Origin of the sequence: Streptomyces canus (genome assembly GCF_041435015.1) — a bacterium.
GTDB classification, from domain to species: domain Bacteria; phylum Actinomycetota; class Actinomycetes; order Streptomycetales; family Streptomycetaceae; genus Streptomyces; species Streptomyces canus_G.
Genome location: NZ_CP107989.1, coordinates 7,932,448 through 7,950,088 on the forward strand (window position 1 = coordinate 7,932,448; position 17,641 = coordinate 7,950,088).

The 17,641-nt window shown below is 65.8% G+C and carries 14 protein-coding genes, 2 rRNA genes and 1 pseudogene; 10 read left to right on the plus strand and 7 right to left on the minus strand.

Annotation, left to right across the window (positions count from 1 at the left end; translation table 11 throughout):
• Nucleotides 1–55: 55 nt before the first annotated feature.
• The 3 genes from OG841_RS36210 to OG841_RS36220 all read right to left on the minus strand — a co-directional run bounded on the left by OG841_RS36210 (nucleotide 56) and on the right by OG841_RS36220 (nucleotide 2,878).
• Nucleotides 56–811, minus strand: a complete 756-nt coding sequence (locus OG841_RS36210; protein ID WP_328637528.1) for a transglycosylase SLT domain-containing protein — start codon at nucleotides 809–811, stop codon at nucleotides 56–58.
• A gap of 298 nt (nucleotides 812–1,109) precedes the next feature.
• Nucleotides 1,110–2,186: an S-adenosylmethionine:tRNA ribosyltransferase-isomerase gene (locus tag OG841_RS36215; protein WP_328637527.1), complete on the minus strand. Its 1,077-nt coding sequence runs from the start codon at nucleotides 2,184–2,186 to the stop codon at nucleotides 1,110–1,112.
• On the minus strand, nucleotides 2,183–2,878 hold the full coding sequence (locus OG841_RS36220) for an SDR family NAD(P)-dependent oxidoreductase (protein ID WP_328637526.1): 696 nt from the start codon (nucleotides 2,876–2,878) through the stop codon (nucleotides 2,183–2,185). The genes OG841_RS36215 and OG841_RS36220 overlap by 4 nt, the downstream gene beginning before the upstream one ends.
• Before the next feature lie 186 nt (nucleotides 2,879–3,064).
• Here OG841_RS36220 and OG841_RS36225 point away from each other — a divergent pair, with 186 nt between their 5' ends.
• From OG841_RS36225 to OG841_RS36240, 4 genes are all read left to right on the plus strand, one after another.
• On the plus strand, nucleotides 3,065–4,243 hold the full coding sequence (locus OG841_RS36225; protein ID WP_371568435.1) for a GAF domain-containing sensor histidine kinase: 1,179 nt from the start codon (nucleotides 3,065–3,067) through the stop codon (nucleotides 4,241–4,243).
• Complete coding sequence (locus tag OG841_RS36230) at nucleotides 4,236–4,877, plus strand: response regulator (protein ID WP_057618176.1); 642 nt, start codon at nucleotides 4,236–4,238, stop codon at nucleotides 4,875–4,877. The genes OG841_RS36225 and OG841_RS36230 overlap by 8 nt, the downstream gene beginning before the upstream one ends.
• A gap of 157 nt (nucleotides 4,878–5,034) precedes the next feature.
• Complete coding sequence (gene chpE, locus OG841_RS36235; RefSeq protein WP_323184347.1) at nucleotides 5,035–5,280, plus strand: chaplin ChpE; 246 nt, start codon at nucleotides 5,035–5,037, stop codon at nucleotides 5,278–5,280.
• Nucleotides 5,281–5,471: 191 nt separating this feature from the next.
• Nucleotides 5,472–5,711, plus strand: coding sequence for a chaplin (locus OG841_RS36240; RefSeq protein WP_371568439.1), 240 nt, complete (start codon nucleotides 5,472–5,474; stop codon nucleotides 5,709–5,711).
• 156 nt (nucleotides 5,712–5,867) lie between these two features.
• On the opposite strand, the gene OG841_RS36245 is transcribed toward OG841_RS36240, so the two are convergent.
• Nucleotides 5,868–6,656 (minus strand): hypothetical protein, encoded by a 789-nt coding sequence (locus tag OG841_RS36245; protein WP_328637523.1) that lies wholly within the window; start codon nucleotides 6,654–6,656, stop codon nucleotides 5,868–5,870.
• A 140-nt stretch (nucleotides 6,657–6,796) separates the two neighbouring features.
• Between OG841_RS36245 and OG841_RS36250 the strand changes: the two are divergent.
• From OG841_RS36250 to OG841_RS36260, 3 genes and pseudogenes are all read left to right on the plus strand, one after another.
• Nucleotides 6,797–7,327: pseudogene (locus OG841_RS36250) on the plus strand (ABC transporter ATP-binding protein); the annotation flags it as partial.
• A gap of 361 nt (nucleotides 7,328–7,688) precedes the next feature.
• Nucleotides 7,689–8,120, plus strand: coding sequence for an NfeD family protein (locus OG841_RS36255; protein WP_280856700.1), 432 nt, complete (start codon nucleotides 7,689–7,691; stop codon nucleotides 8,118–8,120).
• 130 nt (nucleotides 8,121–8,250) lie between these two features.
• Complete coding sequence (locus OG841_RS36260) at nucleotides 8,251–9,189, plus strand: SPFH domain-containing protein (RefSeq protein ID WP_057618170.1); 939 nt, start codon at nucleotides 8,251–8,253, stop codon at nucleotides 9,187–9,189.
• A gap of 158 nt (nucleotides 9,190–9,347) precedes the next feature.
• Here OG841_RS36260 and OG841_RS36265 read toward each other — a convergent pair whose 3' ends face one another.
• The 3 genes from OG841_RS36265 to OG841_RS36275 all read right to left on the minus strand — a co-directional run bounded on the left by OG841_RS36265 (nucleotide 9,348) and on the right by OG841_RS36275 (nucleotide 11,372).
• Complete coding sequence (locus OG841_RS36265; RefSeq protein WP_328637522.1) at nucleotides 9,348–9,854, minus strand: HNH endonuclease; 507 nt, start codon at nucleotides 9,852–9,854, stop codon at nucleotides 9,348–9,350.
• 151 nt (nucleotides 9,855–10,005) lie between these two features.
• On the minus strand, nucleotides 10,006–10,545 hold the full coding sequence (locus tag OG841_RS36270) for a YbhB/YbcL family Raf kinase inhibitor-like protein (RefSeq protein WP_328637521.1): 540 nt from the start codon (nucleotides 10,543–10,545) through the stop codon (nucleotides 10,006–10,008).
• Between the two features lie 44 nt (nucleotides 10,546–10,589).
• A complete protein-coding gene (locus OG841_RS36275) occupies nucleotides 10,590–11,372 on the minus strand; it encodes a sporulation protein (RefSeq protein ID WP_328637520.1) in 783 nt (260 codons plus the stop codon).
• A 142-nt stretch (nucleotides 11,373–11,514) separates the two neighbouring features.
• Between OG841_RS36275 and OG841_RS36280 the strand changes: the two genes are divergently transcribed.
• From OG841_RS36280 to OG841_RS36290, 3 genes are all read left to right on the plus strand, one after another.
• The gene (locus tag OG841_RS36280) at nucleotides 11,515–12,156 is read left to right on the plus strand and encodes a DNA-3-methyladenine glycosylase (RefSeq protein WP_365122849.1); all 642 of its coding nucleotides are present in this window, start codon (nucleotides 11,515–11,517) and stop codon (nucleotides 12,154–12,156) included.
• A gap of 492 nt (nucleotides 12,157–12,648) precedes the next feature.
• A 16S ribosomal RNA gene (locus OG841_RS36285) occupies nucleotides 12,649–14,174 on the plus strand.
• 305 nt (nucleotides 14,175–14,479) lie between these two features.
• Nucleotides 14,480–17,600 (plus strand): 23S ribosomal RNA (locus tag OG841_RS36290).
• The 16S and 23S rRNA genes sit together here, the layout of an rRNA operon.
• The last annotated feature ends 41 nt before the right edge of the window (nucleotides 17,601–17,641 follow it).

Below are 17,641 nucleotides of genomic sequence, written 5' to 3' on the forward strand. Positions count from 1 at the left end.
AGGGCGGCACCCCGACAGGGTGCCGCCCTTGTGCGTAGAAGAGGTCCGCGCGACCTCAGTACGCGCTGTTCACGTTGTCCATCGAGCCGTACTTGTCGGCCGCGTAGTTGGCGGCGGCGGTGATGTTGGCGACCGGGTCGTAGATGTTCCAGGACGTGCCCGCGACGTGGTACGCCCGGAACGTCGGCGGGATGACCTGGAGCAGCCCCTTCGACGGGATGCCGTTGATGGCGTTGATGTCCCAGTTGTTGATCGCGTTCGGGTTGCCCGAGGACTCCCGGAGGATGTTGCGGTGCAGGCCGTTGTAGCTGCCCGGGATGCCCTTGGCCTTCATGATGTCCAGGGACTCCTTGATCCAGCCGTCAAGGTTGTTGGCGTAGCTCTTGTGCACCGCGGCCTTGAGCTTGGCGCGATGCGCGGCCCGGCTCGCGGCCTTGGCCTTGCGCGCCTGCGCGGCCTTCTTGGCGGCGGCGGCGTGCGCGGCCCTCTTCTTCGCGGCGGCCGCGGCCTTGGCCTTGGCCTTCGCCTCGGCGTGCGCCTTCGCTGCCTTCGCCTCGGCGGCGGCCTTGCTCTGCAGGGCCTTGGCGGCGAGCTGCTCGCTGACGTCGGCCTGGCGGCTCTTGAGCTGCTCGGAGGAGTACTTCACCGGGGCCGAGGAGACGGTGGCCTCGGACGTGGTGGTCTCCGCGTTGCCCGGAACCGCGCTGAACACGACGGCGGCGGCACCGAGCGTGGCGACGCCGGCGACGGCGATCTTGTGGCGCTTGCTCAGCTCGCGACGATGACCACGGGTGAAAGGGTTCTTGGGCATGCGGGATGGACCTCTTCGAATAGCGCGGGAGGTCGCTCGCTGTCCTGGAGGACACGGGTGCTTCCGGCACAAACGCCGCGGTCGGAACCCGCGGCGCTGAGCGACGTTGGCCATTCTTAGCTGGCGCAAAACACCCGGGCAAAGGTGTGACGTACGACCCCGGATAGTGGACCGGGGGAGGACAAAAACGGACAGACTGGAACGTCTGTGCCGTTCACGACGTAAGCCTTTGTCTCCTATGTCGCTTCGTACGTGATCTGCGCCCTATGTGCGGGCTCACATCGCCCGCACATCGGTCTCACCGAAAGTTGCCTGAGCAATGCTCTGCGTGAGAACCCTCCGGGGGCAGGAGGAGATGCACGTCCCCGAACTCGTGCCACAGGTAGAGCCTGCGCAGCGCCTCCTCGTACCCGCGGTCGATCGCCGCCCGCCCCGCGACCGCCTCCAGCATCAGCAGATGCGAGGCCTCCGGCTCGTGCAGCCCGGTCAGCAGCCCGTCCACCACCCGCACCCCGCGCTCCGGGGTCACGACGAGGTCCGTCCATCCCTCACGCGCGCGTACGACCCCGTCGGCCCCGGCGGCCGACTCCACGGCCCGCACCGCGGTCGTCCCGACGGCGACGACCCTGCCGTCCCCGGCCCGCACCGCGTTGATCAGTCGCGCGGAGGCCTCCGGCACCGAGAACCGCTCCGGATACGGCGGCTCGTGCGCCTCCGTCGAGGCCACCCCCGTGTGCAGCGTGACCGGCGCGAACTGCACACCCCGGCTCACCAGCTCCGCCACCAGCCGCGCGGTGAAGGGCCGTGCCGCACTGGGCATCTCCGCACTGCCCGACCCGTCGGACGACGGCAGCGCGAACACCGTCTGATAGACGGACAACGGCTGGTCCCGCTCCGTATAGGAGTACCGAATGGGCCGCCCGTGCTCCCGCAGCAGCCCGAGAACCTCCCCGCCGCACACGCGCGCCCACCACAGACGCTCGCTCACCGCCTCCGCCAGGACCAGCCGCCCGCCCCCGGGCAGCCGCACCTCCGTCCCCGCGGGCCCTCCCGCACGCGCACGCGTGGTGCCCCTCCCGTCGGGATCCCGCAGCTCGACCGCCCACCGGCCGTCGTCCCCGCGCGTGGAGAAGTGCACCACCACACGCGCGTGCCCGATCCGCCCGTCGACGGCCGCGGCCAGCGTGGGGGAGGTGTTCACGACGAGCAGGTCCCCAGCCCGCAGCAACCGCGGAAGCTCCCCGAACGAGTGGTGCGACACCGCCGTACCCCGCGACACCAGCAGCCGTACGGCGTCCCGGTCGAGCCCCGGCCCACGCTGCTCGGCGGGCAACCGTGCCGACAGCTCCTCCGGTACGCGCACCGCGAGTGTCATCGCCCCTCCAGCAGCGAGGGCGCCCCGTACCTGCCGCTCGCCGGCCGCTCGTCCAGCAACCGCAGAAAGGCCGGCACCACGCTCGCCGGCTCCGGCCGCGGATCACCGTCGTCCGGTACGGCCGCCGCGTACAGGTCCGTCGCCATGTCCCCGGGATCGACGGCCCACACCCGCAACCGCGGCTCCTCCTCGCCCAGCACCGCCGCCAGGTGGTCCAGGGCGGCCTTGGACGCCCCGTAACCGCCCCACGTCTCGTACGCCTCGGCGGCGGCGTCCGAACTCACCGTGATCACCGTGCCGGCCTCCGACGCCCGCAACAGCGGCAGCGCCTCCTGAACCAGCCCGAGCACGGCCACCACGTTCACCTCCAGCGCGCGGCGCAGCCCGTCCAGGGGCAGCCCCTCGAGCCGGGCCAGCGGCTCGGCACCCAGCGCGCTCGCGTTGTTCACCAGCAGATCCACGCCACCGAGCCTCCAGGCCGCGGCCACCAGCTCCGAGCGGTGCGCCGGGTCCGTGACGTCCCCGGGCAGAGCCGTCACCCGGGTGCCGTGCCCGGCGAGCGCGGCCGCCGTCTCCTCCAGGACCTCCGCCGTCCTCGCGTCGAGCACCAGGTCCCAGCCCCGCGCGGCCAGGCCCTCGGCGAGCGCCCGTCCCAGCCCCTTCGAGGCCCCCGTGATGATCGCTACCGGCATGACACACGTCCCCTCGTCCTCCACGCCTCCTGATCGGCGTGCTCCCAACGTAGGAACGGGGCGGTCCCGGCCGCCTCGGACGCGGGCCGCAAAGCGGCGAGGCCCTTCGCCCTAGGTCGTTCGCCCTAGTCGGAGGCCGTCACAGGTCCGATCCGCGCTGTCACACCCCGCCCGTACTCTGAGGGCATGAGTCAAGGCCCCCGGTCCGGCCTCGCCGCGGTGAGCTCCGCGCTGCTGGCCATGAGCAGGCACCTCGAGGTGCGCGACGTCCTCAAGACGATCGTCGCCTCCGCCCGCCAGCTGCTCGACGCGCAGTACGCCGCCCTCGGCGTCCCCGACGACCACGGCGGCTTCGCCCAGTTCGTGGTGGACGGTGTCAGCGACGCCCAGTGGAAGGCCATCGGCCCCCTCCCGCGCCAGCACGGCATCCTCGCCGCGATGCTGCACGAGGCCACCCCCGAGCGCCTCGCCGACGTCCGCAAGGACCCCCGCTTCGAGGGCTGGCCGTCCGCCCACCCGGACCTGATCGACTTCCTGGGCCTGCCGATCCGCGACGGCGACGAGGTCATCGGTGCACTGTTCCTCGCCAACAAGCTGCGTCCTGTGGGGGGACACCCCCCACACCCCCCGTGCCCGAAGCCCGAGGGCAGCTGCGGCTTCACCGAGGAGGACGAGGAACTGCTCTCGATCCTCGCCCAGCACGCCGCGATCGCCCTGACCAACGCCCGCCTGTACGAACGCAGCCGGGAGCTCACGATCGCCGAGGAGCGCTCCCGGCTGGCCCACGAACTGCACGACGCGGTCAGTCAGAAGCTGTTCTCCCTGCGCCTGACCGCCCAGGCCGCCGCAGCCCTCGTCGACCGTGACCCCTCCCGCGCCAAGGACGAGATGCAGCAGGTGGCCACGCTCGCCGCCGAGGCCACCGACGAACTGCGCGCCGCCGTGGTCGAGTTGCGCCCCGCGGCCCTGGACGAGGACGGCCTGACCGCCACCCTCCGCACCCACGTCCAGGTCCTGGACCGTGCCCACACCGCGCGCGTGACCTTCGCCGCCCACAGCTTCCGCGCCCTGCCCGCCGCCCAGGAGGAGGCCATGCTCCGCGTGGCCCAGGAGGCCCTGCACAACGCGCTGCGGCACTCGGGCGCGGCCCACGTCGACGTGACCGTGGACCGGCGCGGCGGCGGAGCCGTCCTGCGCGTGACGGACGACGGCAGCGGCTTCGAGCCGCAGTCCATACGCCGCGCGGGACGCCACCTGGGTCTGGTCTCCATGCGGGACCGCACCAGCGGGGTCGGCGGCACGCTGACCGTGGAATCGGCGCCCGGCAAGGGCACCACGATCGAGATGGAGGTACCCGGTGGCTGACGCGATCAAGGTCCTGCTCGTCGACGACCACCAGGTCGTCCGCCGGGGTCTGCGCACCTTCCTCGAAGTGCAGGACGACATAGAGGTCGTGGGCGAGGCGGCCGACGGCGCCGAGGGCGTCGAGCGCGCCGAGGAACTGAAGCCCGACATCGTCCTCATGGACGTCAAGATGCCGGGCATGGACGGCATCGACGCCCTGCGCAAACTCCGCGAACTGAACAACCCCGCGCGCGTGCTGATCGTCACCAGCTTCACCGAACAGCGCACCGTGGTCCCGGCCCTGCGCGCGGGCGCCGCCGGATACGTCTACAAGGACGTCGACCCCGACGCCCTCGCCGGAGCCATCCGCTCCGTCCACGCCGGCCACATCCTGCTCCAACCCGAGGTCGCGGGCGCCCTGTTGTCCCAGGAGGAGAACAACTCCGGCCAGGGCAGAGGCGGTTCGCTCACCGAGCGGGAGCGCGAGGTGCTCGGGCTGATCGCGGACGGCCGCTCCAACCGGGAGATCGCCCGCGCGCTGGTCCTCTCCGAGAAGACCGTCAAGACACACGTCTCGAACATCCTGATGAAACTCGACCTGGCGGACCGGACCCAGGCGGCCCTGTGGGCGGTTCGTCACGGTGTGGCCGGTTGATCCACGAGACGCACGGCAATACGGAGGGTTCCGCTCCGGACTGAGATTCATACCGTCGTGGGAATGTCCCCCGGATGGCGCATCCTTCGTGGATCTCCGCCGTTCTCCAGTGCGTGCTGCGGCGACTGCCGCGGCAATCGCTAGGGAGGGCTTAGAAGTGAAGAACCTGAAGAAGGTAGCGGCCGTGACGATGGTGGCCGGCGGACTGGTCGCGGCCGGTGCCGGTATGGCCTCCGCCACCGACGGGTCGCACGCCGACGGCAAGGCCGTGGGCTCGCCCGGCGTCGTCTCGGGCAACCTCATCCAGGCCCCGGTGCACGTCCCGGTGAACGTGGTCGGCAACAGCGTGAACGTCATCGGCGCGCTGAACCCCGCCTTCGGCAACCTCGGCGTCAACCGCTGACTTCCCCCGAGCGGGCAGTGACTTCGGCCTCCCGGGTGCACCCCGCACCCGGGAGGCCGGTCCGTTTGTCGTTCGAATGATCCGAACGGGCACTCCTGCTCGTATCTCCGTACCGTCCCTTGTCCTTCCGCGTTGATCAGCGCACGACCCGCGGCCGGGTCGGACTCGCAAACGCAGGAGGAACGCTTCTCATGAACATCGCCAAGAAGGCTGCCGTGGCCCTGACCGTCGCCGGTATCGCCACGGGTGCCGCTGCCGGTGCCGCTGTCGCCGACGCGGGTGCCGACGGCGCGGCCGTGAAGTCGCCGGGCGTCGCCTCGGGCAACCTCATCCAGGCTCCGGTGCACGTCCCGGTGAACGTGGTCGGCAACACCGCCAACCTCATCGCCCTGCTGAACCCGGCCTTCGGCAACGCGGGTGCGAACGACTGACGTCAGGTCTGAGCAACGGGGCCTCATAAGTCAACGCGACTTGTGGGGCCCTTGGCGTTGCCGCCGTAGAAACGGACGGTGGGATGTGCCTCGCTGTGCCGGTGTGCGGGTGCGACCAGCCCCCACCGGGCCCGCAGCCGAACGATCAGGCACAGCTCACCGCACTCCCCGCTCCAGCTCCTCCACATACGCGTTGTACGCAGCCACCTGCGCGCGCCGCCCCGTCCGTTCCACCGGCCGCAACGCCTCCCCTCGAGCCCGCATCTCGGCGGAGCTGACCGCACCCCCGTGCCCGTTCTCATAGGCCAGCGACACCAACAGCCCCACCCGCTGAGCAAGCTCCAACACCCGTACCGCCCGAGGCGGATACCCGGGCGCCAGAACCTCCCGCCCCCGCTCGGCCCGAGCCCGGTACGCATCGATCGCCGCCTCCGCCACCGGACCCGAGCCGGCCAGGTCCAGCCCCGACAACACCTCGGTCGCCTCCCGGAGCGCCTCCGCGAGCTCGCGCTCGGCCTCGCCCAGCGAGGGAACATCCGCCGGCGGAGCCTCCCGCACCGGCAGCACATGCCACACCACCTCGACATGCACATCACCCGACGGCCCGGCCTCGTACACCTCCGGCACCAGCCCCAGCGCGGCGCCGTGACAGACCACCGCCTCCTCGGCGTCCAACGCCCGCGCGTTGAACTCCGGAGGCCCGCTCAGCCCCAGCGGATGCCCGGGAGCGGGGAGCGCGACCCGCAGTCCCGTCACGCCGAGCGACCGCAGCCGCCCCAGCGCCAGCGTCAGACCGACGGCCGCCGTCTCACCCGGCAGCCCTTCGACCCGGTGCACGGCATCGTCACCGACGATCGCCAGTACGGCGTCGTCCGGCGAGACAAGTCCGGCCAAAAGGCCGTTTCCCCAAGCGGCAAGGCGTCCAGAGCGCGGTTCCGAGAGCATGCCCCCAGCCTAAGGACCGGACCGATGGATGGGAGCGGCCGACCGGTGGCGTAGATTTCTTCGAGGGCTGCGCCCAAAAACGCGCACGCGACAGCCGAGACGCCGACACCGGTCACACTGCAAGGGGAGACAACGCGCTCATGAGCGATGTTCTGGAGCTTCAGGACGTATCCGTGGTCCGTGAGGACCGGGCTCTGGTGGACCAGGTCTCCTGGTCGGTCAAGGAGGGCGAGCGCTGGGTCATCCTCGGCCCCAACGGCGCCGGCAAGACCACGCTCCTGAACCTCGCCTCCAGCTACCTCTACCCCAGCAAGGGCACCGCCACCATCCTCGGCGAGACCCTCGGCAAGCCCGGCACCGACGTCTTCGAACTGCGCCCCCGCATCGGCATGGCCGGCATCGCCATGGCCGACAAGCTCCCCAAGCGCCAGACTGTCCTGGAGACCGTGCTGACGGCGGCGTACGGCATGACCGCGGGCTGGCAGGAGGAGTACGAGGACATCGACGAGCAGCGCGCCCGCGCCTTCCTCGACCGCCTCGGCATGACCGACTACCTGGACCGGAAGTTCGGCACCCTCTCCGAGGGCGAGCGCAAGCGCACCCTCATCGCCCGCGCCCTGATGACCGACCCCGAACTCCTCCTCCTCGACGAGCCCGCCGCCGGCCTCGACCTCGGCGGCCGCGAGGACCTGGTCCGCCGCCTCGGCCGACTCGCCCGCGACCCGATCGCCCCCTCGATGCTCATGGTCACCCACCACGTCGAGGAGATCGCCCCCGGTTTCACCCACGTCCTCATGATCCGCCAGGGCAAGGTGCTCGCCGCGGGTCCCCTGGAGCTCGAGCTCACCTCCCGCAACCTTTCCCTCTGCTTCGGCCTCCCCCTCGTCGTCGAGCAGGTCGGCGAACGCTGGACCGCGCAGGGCCTGCCTCTGTCGTGATCACGTGAAGTCCCCGCAAAAACACGGGTAAGAAGCCCCTTCCCACTCCATCGCGCCCTGTCCGCGGCGGTCCCCCGCACCTACCATGACCCATGTGAACGACATCGACGCATGGGTGTGGTGGCTCGTCGGCGCGGCTGCGCTCGGAATCCCGCTCGTGGTCACCGCGATGCCGGAGTTCGGCATGCTCGCTGCGGGCGCTATTGCCGCCGCGATCGCGGCCGGACTCGGCGGTGACATCGTCGTCCAGGTGCTCGTCTTCGCCGTCGTCTCGGTGGCCCTCATCGCCGTCGTACGGCCCATCGCGACCCGGCACCGCTCTCAGCGACCCCAACTTGTCACAGGTGTCGACGCGTTGAAGGGGAAACAGGCCGTCGTCCTGGAACGCGTCGACAACGCGGGAGGCCGGATCAAGCTCGCCGGCGAGGTCTGGTCGGCCCGCTCTCTCGACACCGGCCGGGCCTACGAAGTGGGCCAGGAAGTGGATGTCGTCGACATCGAGGGAGCCACGGCGATCGTCATGTGACCTCGCAGGATGCAACTGAACCGAACGCACTACGAGTTGCACGACGGTCTGTCAGACTCGACCAGCAAGATCTTCAACAACCATAAGATCTTCCGAGAACGCCGAGGCAGAGAAGGGCACGGGGAGCACGATGGAACCGGTCATCATCGTCTTGATCATCCTGGTGGTGTTGGTCTTCATCGCCCTCATCAAGACGATCCAGGTCATCCCGCAGGCGAGTGCCGCGATCGTGGAGCGGTTCGGCCGCTACACGCGGACACTCAACGCGGGCCTCAACATCGTCGTCCCATTCATAGACACCATCCGCAACCGCATCGACCTGCGTGAACAGGTCGTGCCGTTCCCGCCGCAGCCGGTGATCACCCAGGACAACCTGGTCGTCAACATCGACACGGTCATCTACTACCAGGTGACCGACGCCCGGGCCGCGACCTACGAGGTCGCCAGCTACATCCAGGCCATCGAGCAGCTCACCGTCACCACGCTCCGCAACATCATCGGTGGCATGGACCTGGAGCGCACCCTGACCTCCCGCGAGGAGATCAACGCGGCCCTGCGCGGCGTCCTCGACGAGGCCACCGGCAAGTGGGGCATCCGCGTCAACCGCGTGGAACTGAAGGCCATCGAGCCCCCGACCTCCATCCAGGACTCGATGGAGAAGCAGATGCGCGCCGACCGTGACAAGCGCGCCGCGATCCTCACCGCGGAAGGTACGCGCCAGGCCGCCATCCTCACCGCCGAGGGTGAGAAGCAGTCCCAGATCCTGCGCGCCGAAGGTGAGGCCAAGGCCGCGGCCCTGCGCGCCGAGGGTGAGGCCCAGGCGGTCCGCACGGTCTTCGAAGCGATTCACGCCGGAGACCCCGACCAGAAGCTCCTGTCGTACCAGTACCTCCAGATGCTCCCCAAGATCGCCGAGGGCGACGCCAACAAGCTCTGGATCGTCCCCAGCGAAATCGGCGACGCCCTCAAGGGCCTCTCCGGAGCCATGGGCAACTTCGGCAACTTCGGCGGCGGTTCGAGCGGAGGCAACGGCGGCTCGGAACGCCGGGAGACCCCGAAGATCGACTGACCCAGGGACGTCCGTACGACAAAGGGGCCCGCCTTCTCGACGAAGGCGGGCCCCAACGTACTCAGGGGCGCGGGGCTGTATCGACATGCGGCTCCGCCGCGGGGCGCGACAAGCCACAACGCACCCGCAGCCGCATCAGAACCGCACCCGGCGGATGACTAGGCGGCCTCTCCGGCCAGCCAGTCCGGCAGCGCGGAGAAGTCCTCGTGCCCCAGCGACAACAGCATCGCGTCAGCCGGAGTCGGCTCGAACGGCTCCCGCAGCAACGGCATCCCCGCCTCGGACGGAGTCCGGTTCGCCTTGCGGTGGTTGTCCTCCGCGCAGGAGGCCACCGTGTTCAGCCAAGTGTCCTGACCACCCTGGGACCGCGGCACCACGTGGTCCACGGTCGTCGCCCGCCGCCCGCAGTACGCGCACCTGTGCCGGTCACGCACCAGAACACCCCGCCGAGACCATGGGGCTTGTCTTCGGAAGGGCACCCGTACATACCTGCACAGCCTGATCACCCGGGGTGCCGGTATGTCGACCGCGGCTCCGCGCATGCGCAGTTCGGGGTGGGACTGCTCGACGACGGCCTTGTCCTGAAGCACCAGAACGACGGCTCGGTTCAACGTCACCGTCGACAGCGGCTCGAAGCTCGCGTTGAGTACCAGCGTGTCCCGCATACCAGCCCACCTCCCGTGCGCACCGGCCCACCCCTTGGCGGGCTTGGGCTTGGATCAACTCTGGCCGGGCACGCCGAGATGGACAACGCAATAAAAAGTGCCCGCCTCTGATCAATTCCAAGACCAGAGGCGGGCAAACGCTCAATGAACGTCAGTCTTCGGCGGGCACCTCGTACTCACCGATCAGCTGAGCACGCGCGATTGCGTGGAATCGCAGGTTGAAGCCCACAACGGCGGGAGAGGCATCGGAATCGGGCCCGAGCTTCTCCTGGTCCACGGCGTACACGGTGAAGACGTACCGGTGCGGCCCGTCCCCGGCCGGCGGCGCGGCCCCACCGAAGTCCTTCGACCCGTAGTCGTTCCTCGCCTGTACGGCACTCTCCGGCAGCCCCTCGAACTTGCCGCTGCCCGCACCCACCGGCAACTCGGTCACCGAGGCCGGGATGTCGAACACGACCCAGTGCCAGAACCCGCTGCCCGTGGGCGCGTCGGGGTCGTAGCAGGTCACGGCGAAGCTCTTGGTCTCCGGCGGGAAGCCCTCCCAGCGCAGCTGAGGAGAGGTGTTGCCGGCCGCGTAGACCTGAGCGTCCTTGAGCGTCGCCCCCTCGGCGACGTCCTCGCTCGTGACCGTGAACGACGGCACGGGCGGGTGGAAGTCGTGGGGGAGCGGCCGCCGCTTGAGCTCGGTCACCTCGGTACCTCCTGGATCGAGTACTGGAGTCAGTGGTTCCGAGCCTAGAACCAGTTGCGCTTGCTGCCGACCTCGGACAGCCACTGGTTGAGATAAGCGGCCCAGTCGGTGCTCTGGTAGTCGTGCAGACCCACCTGGAAGGACCGGAAGGTGTCACTGCCCTCGCTGAACAGTCCCGGCTTCTTGTCCATCTCCAGCACGACGTCCATCGCGTTGCCGTCCGCGACGAAGCTCAACTCGACCTGGTTGAGCCCGCGGTACTGCTGCGGCGGGAAGAACTCGATCTCCTGGTAGAACGGCAGCTGCTGCCGCGTCCCACGGATGTGGCCGCGCTCCAGGTCCGCGTTCTTGAAACGGAAGCCCAGCTGGACGAACGCGTCCAGGATCGCCTTCTGCGCGGGCAGCGGGTGCACGCTGACCGGGTCCAGGTCACCGGAGTCCACGGCACGCGCGATCGCCAGCTCGGTGGTCACACCGACGTTCATGCCGCGCAGGGCCTGGCCGTCGATCGTCGTGATCGGCGTCTCCCAGGGGATCTCCAGACCGAACGGCACCGCGTGCACCGCGTTCGCCTGAAGCGTGAAGGCACCGCCGAGCGAGACCTTGGTGAACTCGATGTCCTGCTTGTACTCCTGGTCGCCGCTCTCGACCTCGACCCTGGCCTGGAGCCCGACCGACAGCCCCTCGATCTCCTGGTCGACGGACCCACCCTGGATCCGCACCTCGCCCTGGACGACACCCCCCGGGACGACGTTGACCTCGGTCAGCACCGTCTCCACCGAAGCCCCGCCGGCCCCCAGGCTCGCGAGCAGCTTCTTGAACGCCATGTCTCTCCTCTTAAGAACGCGCGGATTCCTGATCCCTACAAACGCGATCCGGCCGCAGTCGGTTCCGCGCCCTCACCCTGGCAAGCGGACGGACCCCTTGACCACCCTTGGCACACACCCGTCTGGACTACGCTCGTACGCCATGATCACGCCCCCGGACCGTACGCCACTGCCACGAGAGTTCTTCGACCGCCCTGTACTGGAAGTCGCCCCCGACCTCCTCGGCCGCACCCTCGTCCGCACGACCCCGGCCGGTCCGATCACCGTGCGCCTCACGGAGGTCGAGGCCTACGACGGTCCGAACGACCCGGGCTCCCACGCCTATCGGGGCCACACGGCCCGCAACGGCGTGATGTTCGGTCCGCCTGGGCATGTGTACGTCTACTTCACCTACGGCATGTGGTTCTGCATGAACCTGGTCTGCGGACCGGAGGGCCGGGCGAGCGCCGTCCTGCTCCGCGCCGGCGAGGTCCTCGAAGGTGCGGATCTGGCCCGCAAACGTCGACTCTCGGCCCGAAATGACAAGGAACTGGCCAAAGGACCGGCCCGCCTGGCCACGGCCCTGGGCGTGGACCGAGCCCTGGACGGCACGGACGCGTGCGCGTCGGGTGAGACCCCTCTGAGGGCGCTCACCGGCACCCCAGTTGCCTCCGACCAGGTACTCAACGGTCCGCGGACCGGAGTGGCCGGCGACGGGGGCGTGCACCCCTGGCGGTTCTGGATCGCCAACGACCCGACAGTGAGCCCCTATCGCGCCCATGTGCCGAGGCGCCGCTCAAGTTGACTCGCTCTTGGAAGATGCGTAACGTGGCACGAGCCGCTTGAACCGGTTACGGCGATCGCCAGCAGCCGAGAGCGGCCAAACCACTACCTACGACATCCCCTCAGCGGGGGCGATTTCGGCATGCTCGCATGCTGAAATTCGAACTCGCGGACTCGATTATGAGTTGCCGAGGGAATCGGCTAACGTAGTGAATGTCGAAAGGCCCCGCCGACAGGGAATCAGGCCCGAAAGGATCTGATAGAGTCGGAAACGCAAGACCGAAGGGAAAAAGCCCGGAGGAAAGCCCGAGAGGGTGAGTACAAAGGAAGCGTCCGTTCCTTGAGAACTCAACAGCGTGCCAAAAATCAACGCCAGATATGTTGATACCCCGTCTCCAGCATCTGCTGGGGCGAGGTTCCTTTGAAGAAAACACAGCGAGGACGCTGTGAGCGACCGCCTTATTCCGGTGGTCGCTCCGCTCTCGTGATGTGTGCACCCGATTACGGGTAAACATTCACGGAGAGTTTGATCCTGGCTCAGGACGAACGCTGGCGGCGTGCTTAACACATGCAAGTCGAACGATGAACCACTTCGGTGGGGATTAGTGGCGAACGGGTGAGTAACACGTGGGCAATCTGCCCTTCACTCTGGGACAAGCCCTGGAAACGGGGTCTAATACCGGATACCACTACCGCAGGCATCTGTGGTGGTTGAAAGCTCCGGCGGTGAAGGATGAGCCCGCGGCCTATCAGCTTGTTGGTGAGGTAATGGCTCACCAAGGCGACGACGGGTAGCCGGCCTGAGAGGGCGACCGGCCACACTGGGACTGAGACACGGCCCAGACTCCTACGGGAGGCAGCAGTGGGGAATATTGCACAATGGGCGAAAGCCTGATGCAGCGACGCCGCGTGAGGGATGACGGCCTTCGGGTTGTAAACCTCTTTCAGCAGGGAAGAAGCGAAAGTGACGGTACCTGCAGAAGAAGCGCCGGCTAACTACGTGCCAGCAGCCGCGGTAATACGTAGGGCGCAAGCGTTGTCCGGAATTATTGGGCGTAAAGAGCTCGTAGGCGGCTTGTCACGTCGGGTGTGAAAGCCCGGGGCTTAACCCCGGGTCTGCATTCGATACGGGCTAGCTAGAGTGTGGTAGGGGAGATCGGAATTCCTGGTGTAGCGGTGAAATGCGCAGATATCAGGAGGAACACCGGTGGCGAAGGCGGATCTCTGGGCCATTACTGACGCTGAGGAGCGAAAGCGTGGGGAGCGAACAGGATTAGATACCCTGGTAGTCCACGCCGTAAACGGTGGGAACTAGGTGTTGGCGACATTCCACGTCGTCGGTGCCGCAGCTAACGCATTAAGTTCCCCGCCTGGGGAGTACGGCCGCAAGGCTAAAACTCAAAGGAATTGACGGGGGCCCGCACAAGCAGCGGAGCATGTGGCTTAATTCGACGCAACGCGAAGAACCTTACCAAGGCTTGACATACGCCGGAAAGCATCAGAGATGGTGCCCCCCTTGTGGTCGGTGTACAGGTGGTGCATGGCTGTCGTCAGCTCGTGTCGTGAGATGTTGGGTTAAGTCCCGCAACGAGCGCAACCCTTGTTCTGTGTTGCCAGCATGCCCTTCGGGGTGATGGGGACTCACAGGAGACCGCCGGGGTCAACTCGGAGGAAGGTGGGGACGACGTCAAGTCATCATGCCCCTTATGTCTTGGGCTGCACACGTGCTACAATGGCAGGTACAATGAGCTGCGATACCGTGAGGTGGAGCGAATCTCAAAAAGCCTGTCTCAGTTCGGATTGGGGTCTGCAACTCGACCCCATGAAGTCGGAGTTGCTAGTAATCGCAGATCAGCATTGCTGCGGTGAATACGTTCCCGGGCCTTGTACACACCGCCCGTCACGTCACGAAAGTCGGTAACACCCGAAGCCGGTGGCCCAACCCCTTGTGGGAGGGAGCTGTCGAAGGTGGGACTGGCGATTGGGACGAAGTCGTAACAAGGTAGCCGTACCGGAAGGTGCGGCTGGATCACCTCCTTTCTAAGGAGCATCTAGGCTGCCGGGCTTGCCCGGTGGTCCAGGGCCATTACGTCGGCACACGTTCGACGGTGGTTGCTCATGGGTGGAACGTTGATTATTCGGCACTTTCAGTCATCTCGGGCTGCCAGTACTGCTCTTCGGAGCGTGGAAAGCTGATCATGAGTGGCGAGGGTGTCGGGCACGCTGTTGGGTGTCTGAGGGAATGAACCCCCTCGATGCCGGCCCCAGTGAACTCGGAGTGAAGCTCCGGGGTGATGGGTGGCTGGTCGTTGTTTGAGAACTGCACAGTGGACGCGAGCATCTGTGGCCAAGTTTTTAAGGGCGCACGGTGGATGCCTTGGCACCAGGAACCGATGAAGGACGTGGGAGGCCACGATAGTCCCCGGGGAGTCGTCAACCAGGCTTTGATCCGGGGGTTTCCGAATGGGGAAACCCGGCAGTCGTCATGGGCTGTCACCCATACCTGAACACATAGGGTATGTGGAGGGAACGCGGGGAAGTGAAACATCTCAGTACCCGCAGGAAGAGAAAACAACCGTGATTCCGGGAGTAGTGGCGAGCGAAACCGGATGAGGCCAAACCGTATGCGTGTGAGACCCGGCAGGGGTTGCGCATTCGGGGTTGTGGGATCTCTCTTCTGTCGTCTGCCGGCGACAGGACGAGTCAGAAACCGTTGATGTAGGCGAAGGACATGCGAAAGGTCCGGCGTAGAGGGTAAGACCCCCGTAGTCGAAACATCAGCGGCTCGTTTGAGAGACACCCAAGTAGCACGGGGCCCGAGAAATCCCGTGTGAATCTGGCGGGACCACCCGCTAAGCCTAAATATTCCCTGGTGACCGATAGCGGATAGTACCGTGAGGGAATGGTGAAAAGTACCGCGGGAGCGGAGTGAAATAGTACCTGAAACCGTGTGCCTACAAGCCGTGGGAGCGTCGGACATCAAGCTTGCTTGGTGTCTCGTGACTGCGTGCCTTTTGAAGAATGAGCCTGCGAGTTTGCGGTGTGTTGCGAGGTTAACCCGGGTGGGGTAGCCGTAGCGAAAGCGAGTCCTAATAGGGCGTTTGAGTAGCACGCTCAAGACCCGAAGCGGAGTGATCTAGCCATGGGCAGGTTGAAGCGGAGGTAAGACTTCGTGGAGGACCGAACCCACCAGGGTTGAAAACCTGGGGGATGACCTGTGGTTAGGGGTGAAAGGCCAATCAAACTCCGTGATAGCTGGTTCTCCCCGAAATGCATTTAGGTGCAGCGTCGTGTGTTTCTTGCCGGAGGTAGAGCACTGGATAGGCGATGGGCCCTACCGGGTTACTGACCTTAGCCAAACTCCGAATGCCGGTAAGTGAGAGCACGGCAGTGAGACTGTGGGGGATAAGCTCCATGGTCGAGAGGGAAACAGCCCAGAGCATCGACTAAGGCCCCTAAGCGTACGCTAAGTGGGAAAGGATGTGGAGTCGCAGAGACAACCAGGAGGTTGGCTTAGAAGCAGCCACCCTTGAAAGAGTGCGTAATAGCTCACTGGTCTAGTGATTCCGCGCCGACAATGTAGCGGGGCTCAAGCGTACCGCCGAAGTCGTGTCATTCATACAATAGGGCCAACGCCTGTATGGATGGGTAGGGGAGCGTCGTGTGCCGGGTGAAGCCGCGCCGGAAGGCAGTGGTGGACGGTTCACGAGTGAGAATGCAGGCATGAGTAGCGATACACACGTGGGAAACGTGTGCGCCGATTGACTAAGGGTTCCTGGGTCAAGCTGATCTGCCCAGGGTAAGTCGGGACCTAAGGCGAGGCCGACAGGCGTAGTCGATGGATAACCGGTTGATATTCCGGTACCCGCTGTGAAGCGTCAAACACCGAACCTATTGATGCTAAGGCCGTGAAGCCGTTCCGGACCCTTCGGGGAATGGAAAGTGGTGGAGCCGCCGAACCAAGGTGGTAGTAGGTGAGTGATGGGGTGACGCAGGAAGGTAGTCCAGCCCGGGCGGTGGTTGTCCCGGGGTAAGGGTGTAGGACGTCAGGTAGGTAAATCCGCCTGGCAATAGTCTGAGACCTGATGCCGAGCCGATTGTGGTGAAGTGGATGATCCTATGCTGTCGAGAAAAGCCTCTAGCGAGTTTCATGGCGGCCCGTACCCTAAACCGACTCAGGTGGTCAGGTAGAGAATACCGAGGCGTTCGGGTGAACTATGGTTAAGGAACTCGGCAAAATGCCCCCGTAACTTCGGGAGAAGGGGGCCATCACTGGTGAGAGGACTTGCTCCTCGAGCTGGGGGTGGCCGCAGAGACCAGCGAGAAGCGACTGTTTACTAAAAACACAGGTCCGTGCGAAGCCGTAAGGCGATGTATACGGACTGACGCCTGCCCGGTGCTGGAACGTTAAGGGGACCGGTTAGTCACATTTCGGTGTGGCGAAGCTGAGAACTTAAGCGCCAGTAAACGGCGGTGGTAACTATAACCATCCTAAGGTAGCGAAATTCCTTGTCGGGTAAGTTCCGACCTGCACGAATGGCGTAACGACTTCTCGACTGTCTCAACCATAGGCCCGGTGAAATTGCACTACGAGTAAAGATGCTCGTTTCGCGCAGCAGGACGGAAAGACCCCGGGACCTTTACTACAGTTTGATATTGGTGTTCGGTTCGGCTTGTGTAGGATAGCTGGGAGACTGTGAAGCTTGGACGCCAGTTCAGGTGGAGTCGTCGTTGAAATACCAGTCTGGTCGTGCTGGATGTCTAACCTGGGTCCGTGATCCGGATCAGGGACAGTGTCTGATGGGTAGTTTAACTGGGGCGGTTGCCTCCTAAAGAGTAACGGAGGCGCCCAAAGGTTCCCTCAGCCTGGTTGGCAATCAGGTGTTGAGTGTAAGTGCACAAGGGAGCTTGACTGTGAGACCGACGGGTCGAGCAGGGACGAAAGTCGGGACTAGTGATCCGGCGGTGGCTTGTGGAAGCGCCGTCGCTCAACGGATAAAAGGTACCCCGGGGATAACAGGCTGATCTTCCCCAAGAGTCCATATCGACGGGATGGTTTGGCACCTCGATGTCGGCTCGTCGCATCCTGGGGCTGGAGTCGGTCCCAAGGGTTGGGCTGTTCGCCCATTAAAGCGGTACGCGAGCTGGGTTTAGAACGTCGTGAGACAGTTCGGTCCCTATCCGCTGCGCGCGCAGGAATATTGAGAAGGGCTGTCCCTAGTACGAGAGGACCGGGACGGACGAACCTCTGGTGTGCCAGTTGTTCTGCCAAGGGCATGGCTGGTTGGCTACGTTCGGGAGGGATAACCGCTGAAAGCATCTAAGCGGGAAGCCTGCTTCGAGATGAGTATTCCCACCCCCTTGAGGGGTTAAGGCTCCCAGTAGACGACTGGGTTGATAGGCCGGATCTGGAAGCCCAGTAATGGGTGGAGGTGACCGGTACTAATAGGCCGAGGGCTTGTCCATATTTGCTCGCGTCCACTGTGTTAGTTCTGAGGCAACGACTG

Coding starts and splice junctions, on each gene's coding strand:
- OG841_RS36245 (WP_328637523.1), bottom strand. CDS start 6,656: ATGCTCTCGGAACCGCGCTCTGGACGCCTTGCCGCTTGGGGAAACGGC.
- OG841_RS36280 (WP_365122849.1), top strand. CDS start 11,515: ATGATCACGCCCCCGGACCGTACGCCACTGCCACGAGAGTTCTTCGAC.
- OG841_RS36210 (WP_328637528.1), bottom strand. CDS start 811: ATGCCCAAGAACCCTTTCACCCGTGGTCATCGTCGCGAGCTGAGCAAG.
- OG841_RS36240 (WP_371568439.1), top strand. CDS start 5,472: ATGAACATCGCCAAGAAGGCTGCCGTGGCCCTGACCGTCGCCGGTATC.
- OG841_RS36265 (WP_328637522.1), bottom strand. CDS start 9,854: ATGCGGGACACGCTGGTACTCAACGCGAGCTTCGAGCCGCTGTCGACG.
- OG841_RS36275 (WP_328637520.1), bottom strand. CDS start 11,372: ATGGCGTTCAAGAAGCTGCTCGCGAGCCTGGGGGCCGGCGGGGCTTCG.
- OG841_RS36215 (WP_328637527.1), bottom strand. CDS start 2,186: ATGACACTCGCGGTGCGCGTACCGGAGGAGCTGTCGGCACGGTTGCCC.
- OG841_RS36260 (WP_057618170.1), top strand. CDS start 8,251: ATGGAACCGGTCATCATCGTCTTGATCATCCTGGTGGTGTTGGTCTTC.
- OG841_RS36225 (WP_371568435.1), top strand. CDS start 3,065: ATGAGTCAAGGCCCCCGGTCCGGCCTCGCCGCGGTGAGCTCCGCGCTG.
- OG841_RS36220 (WP_328637526.1), bottom strand. CDS start 2,878: ATGCCGGTAGCGATCATCACGGGGGCCTCGAAGGGGCTGGGACGGGCG.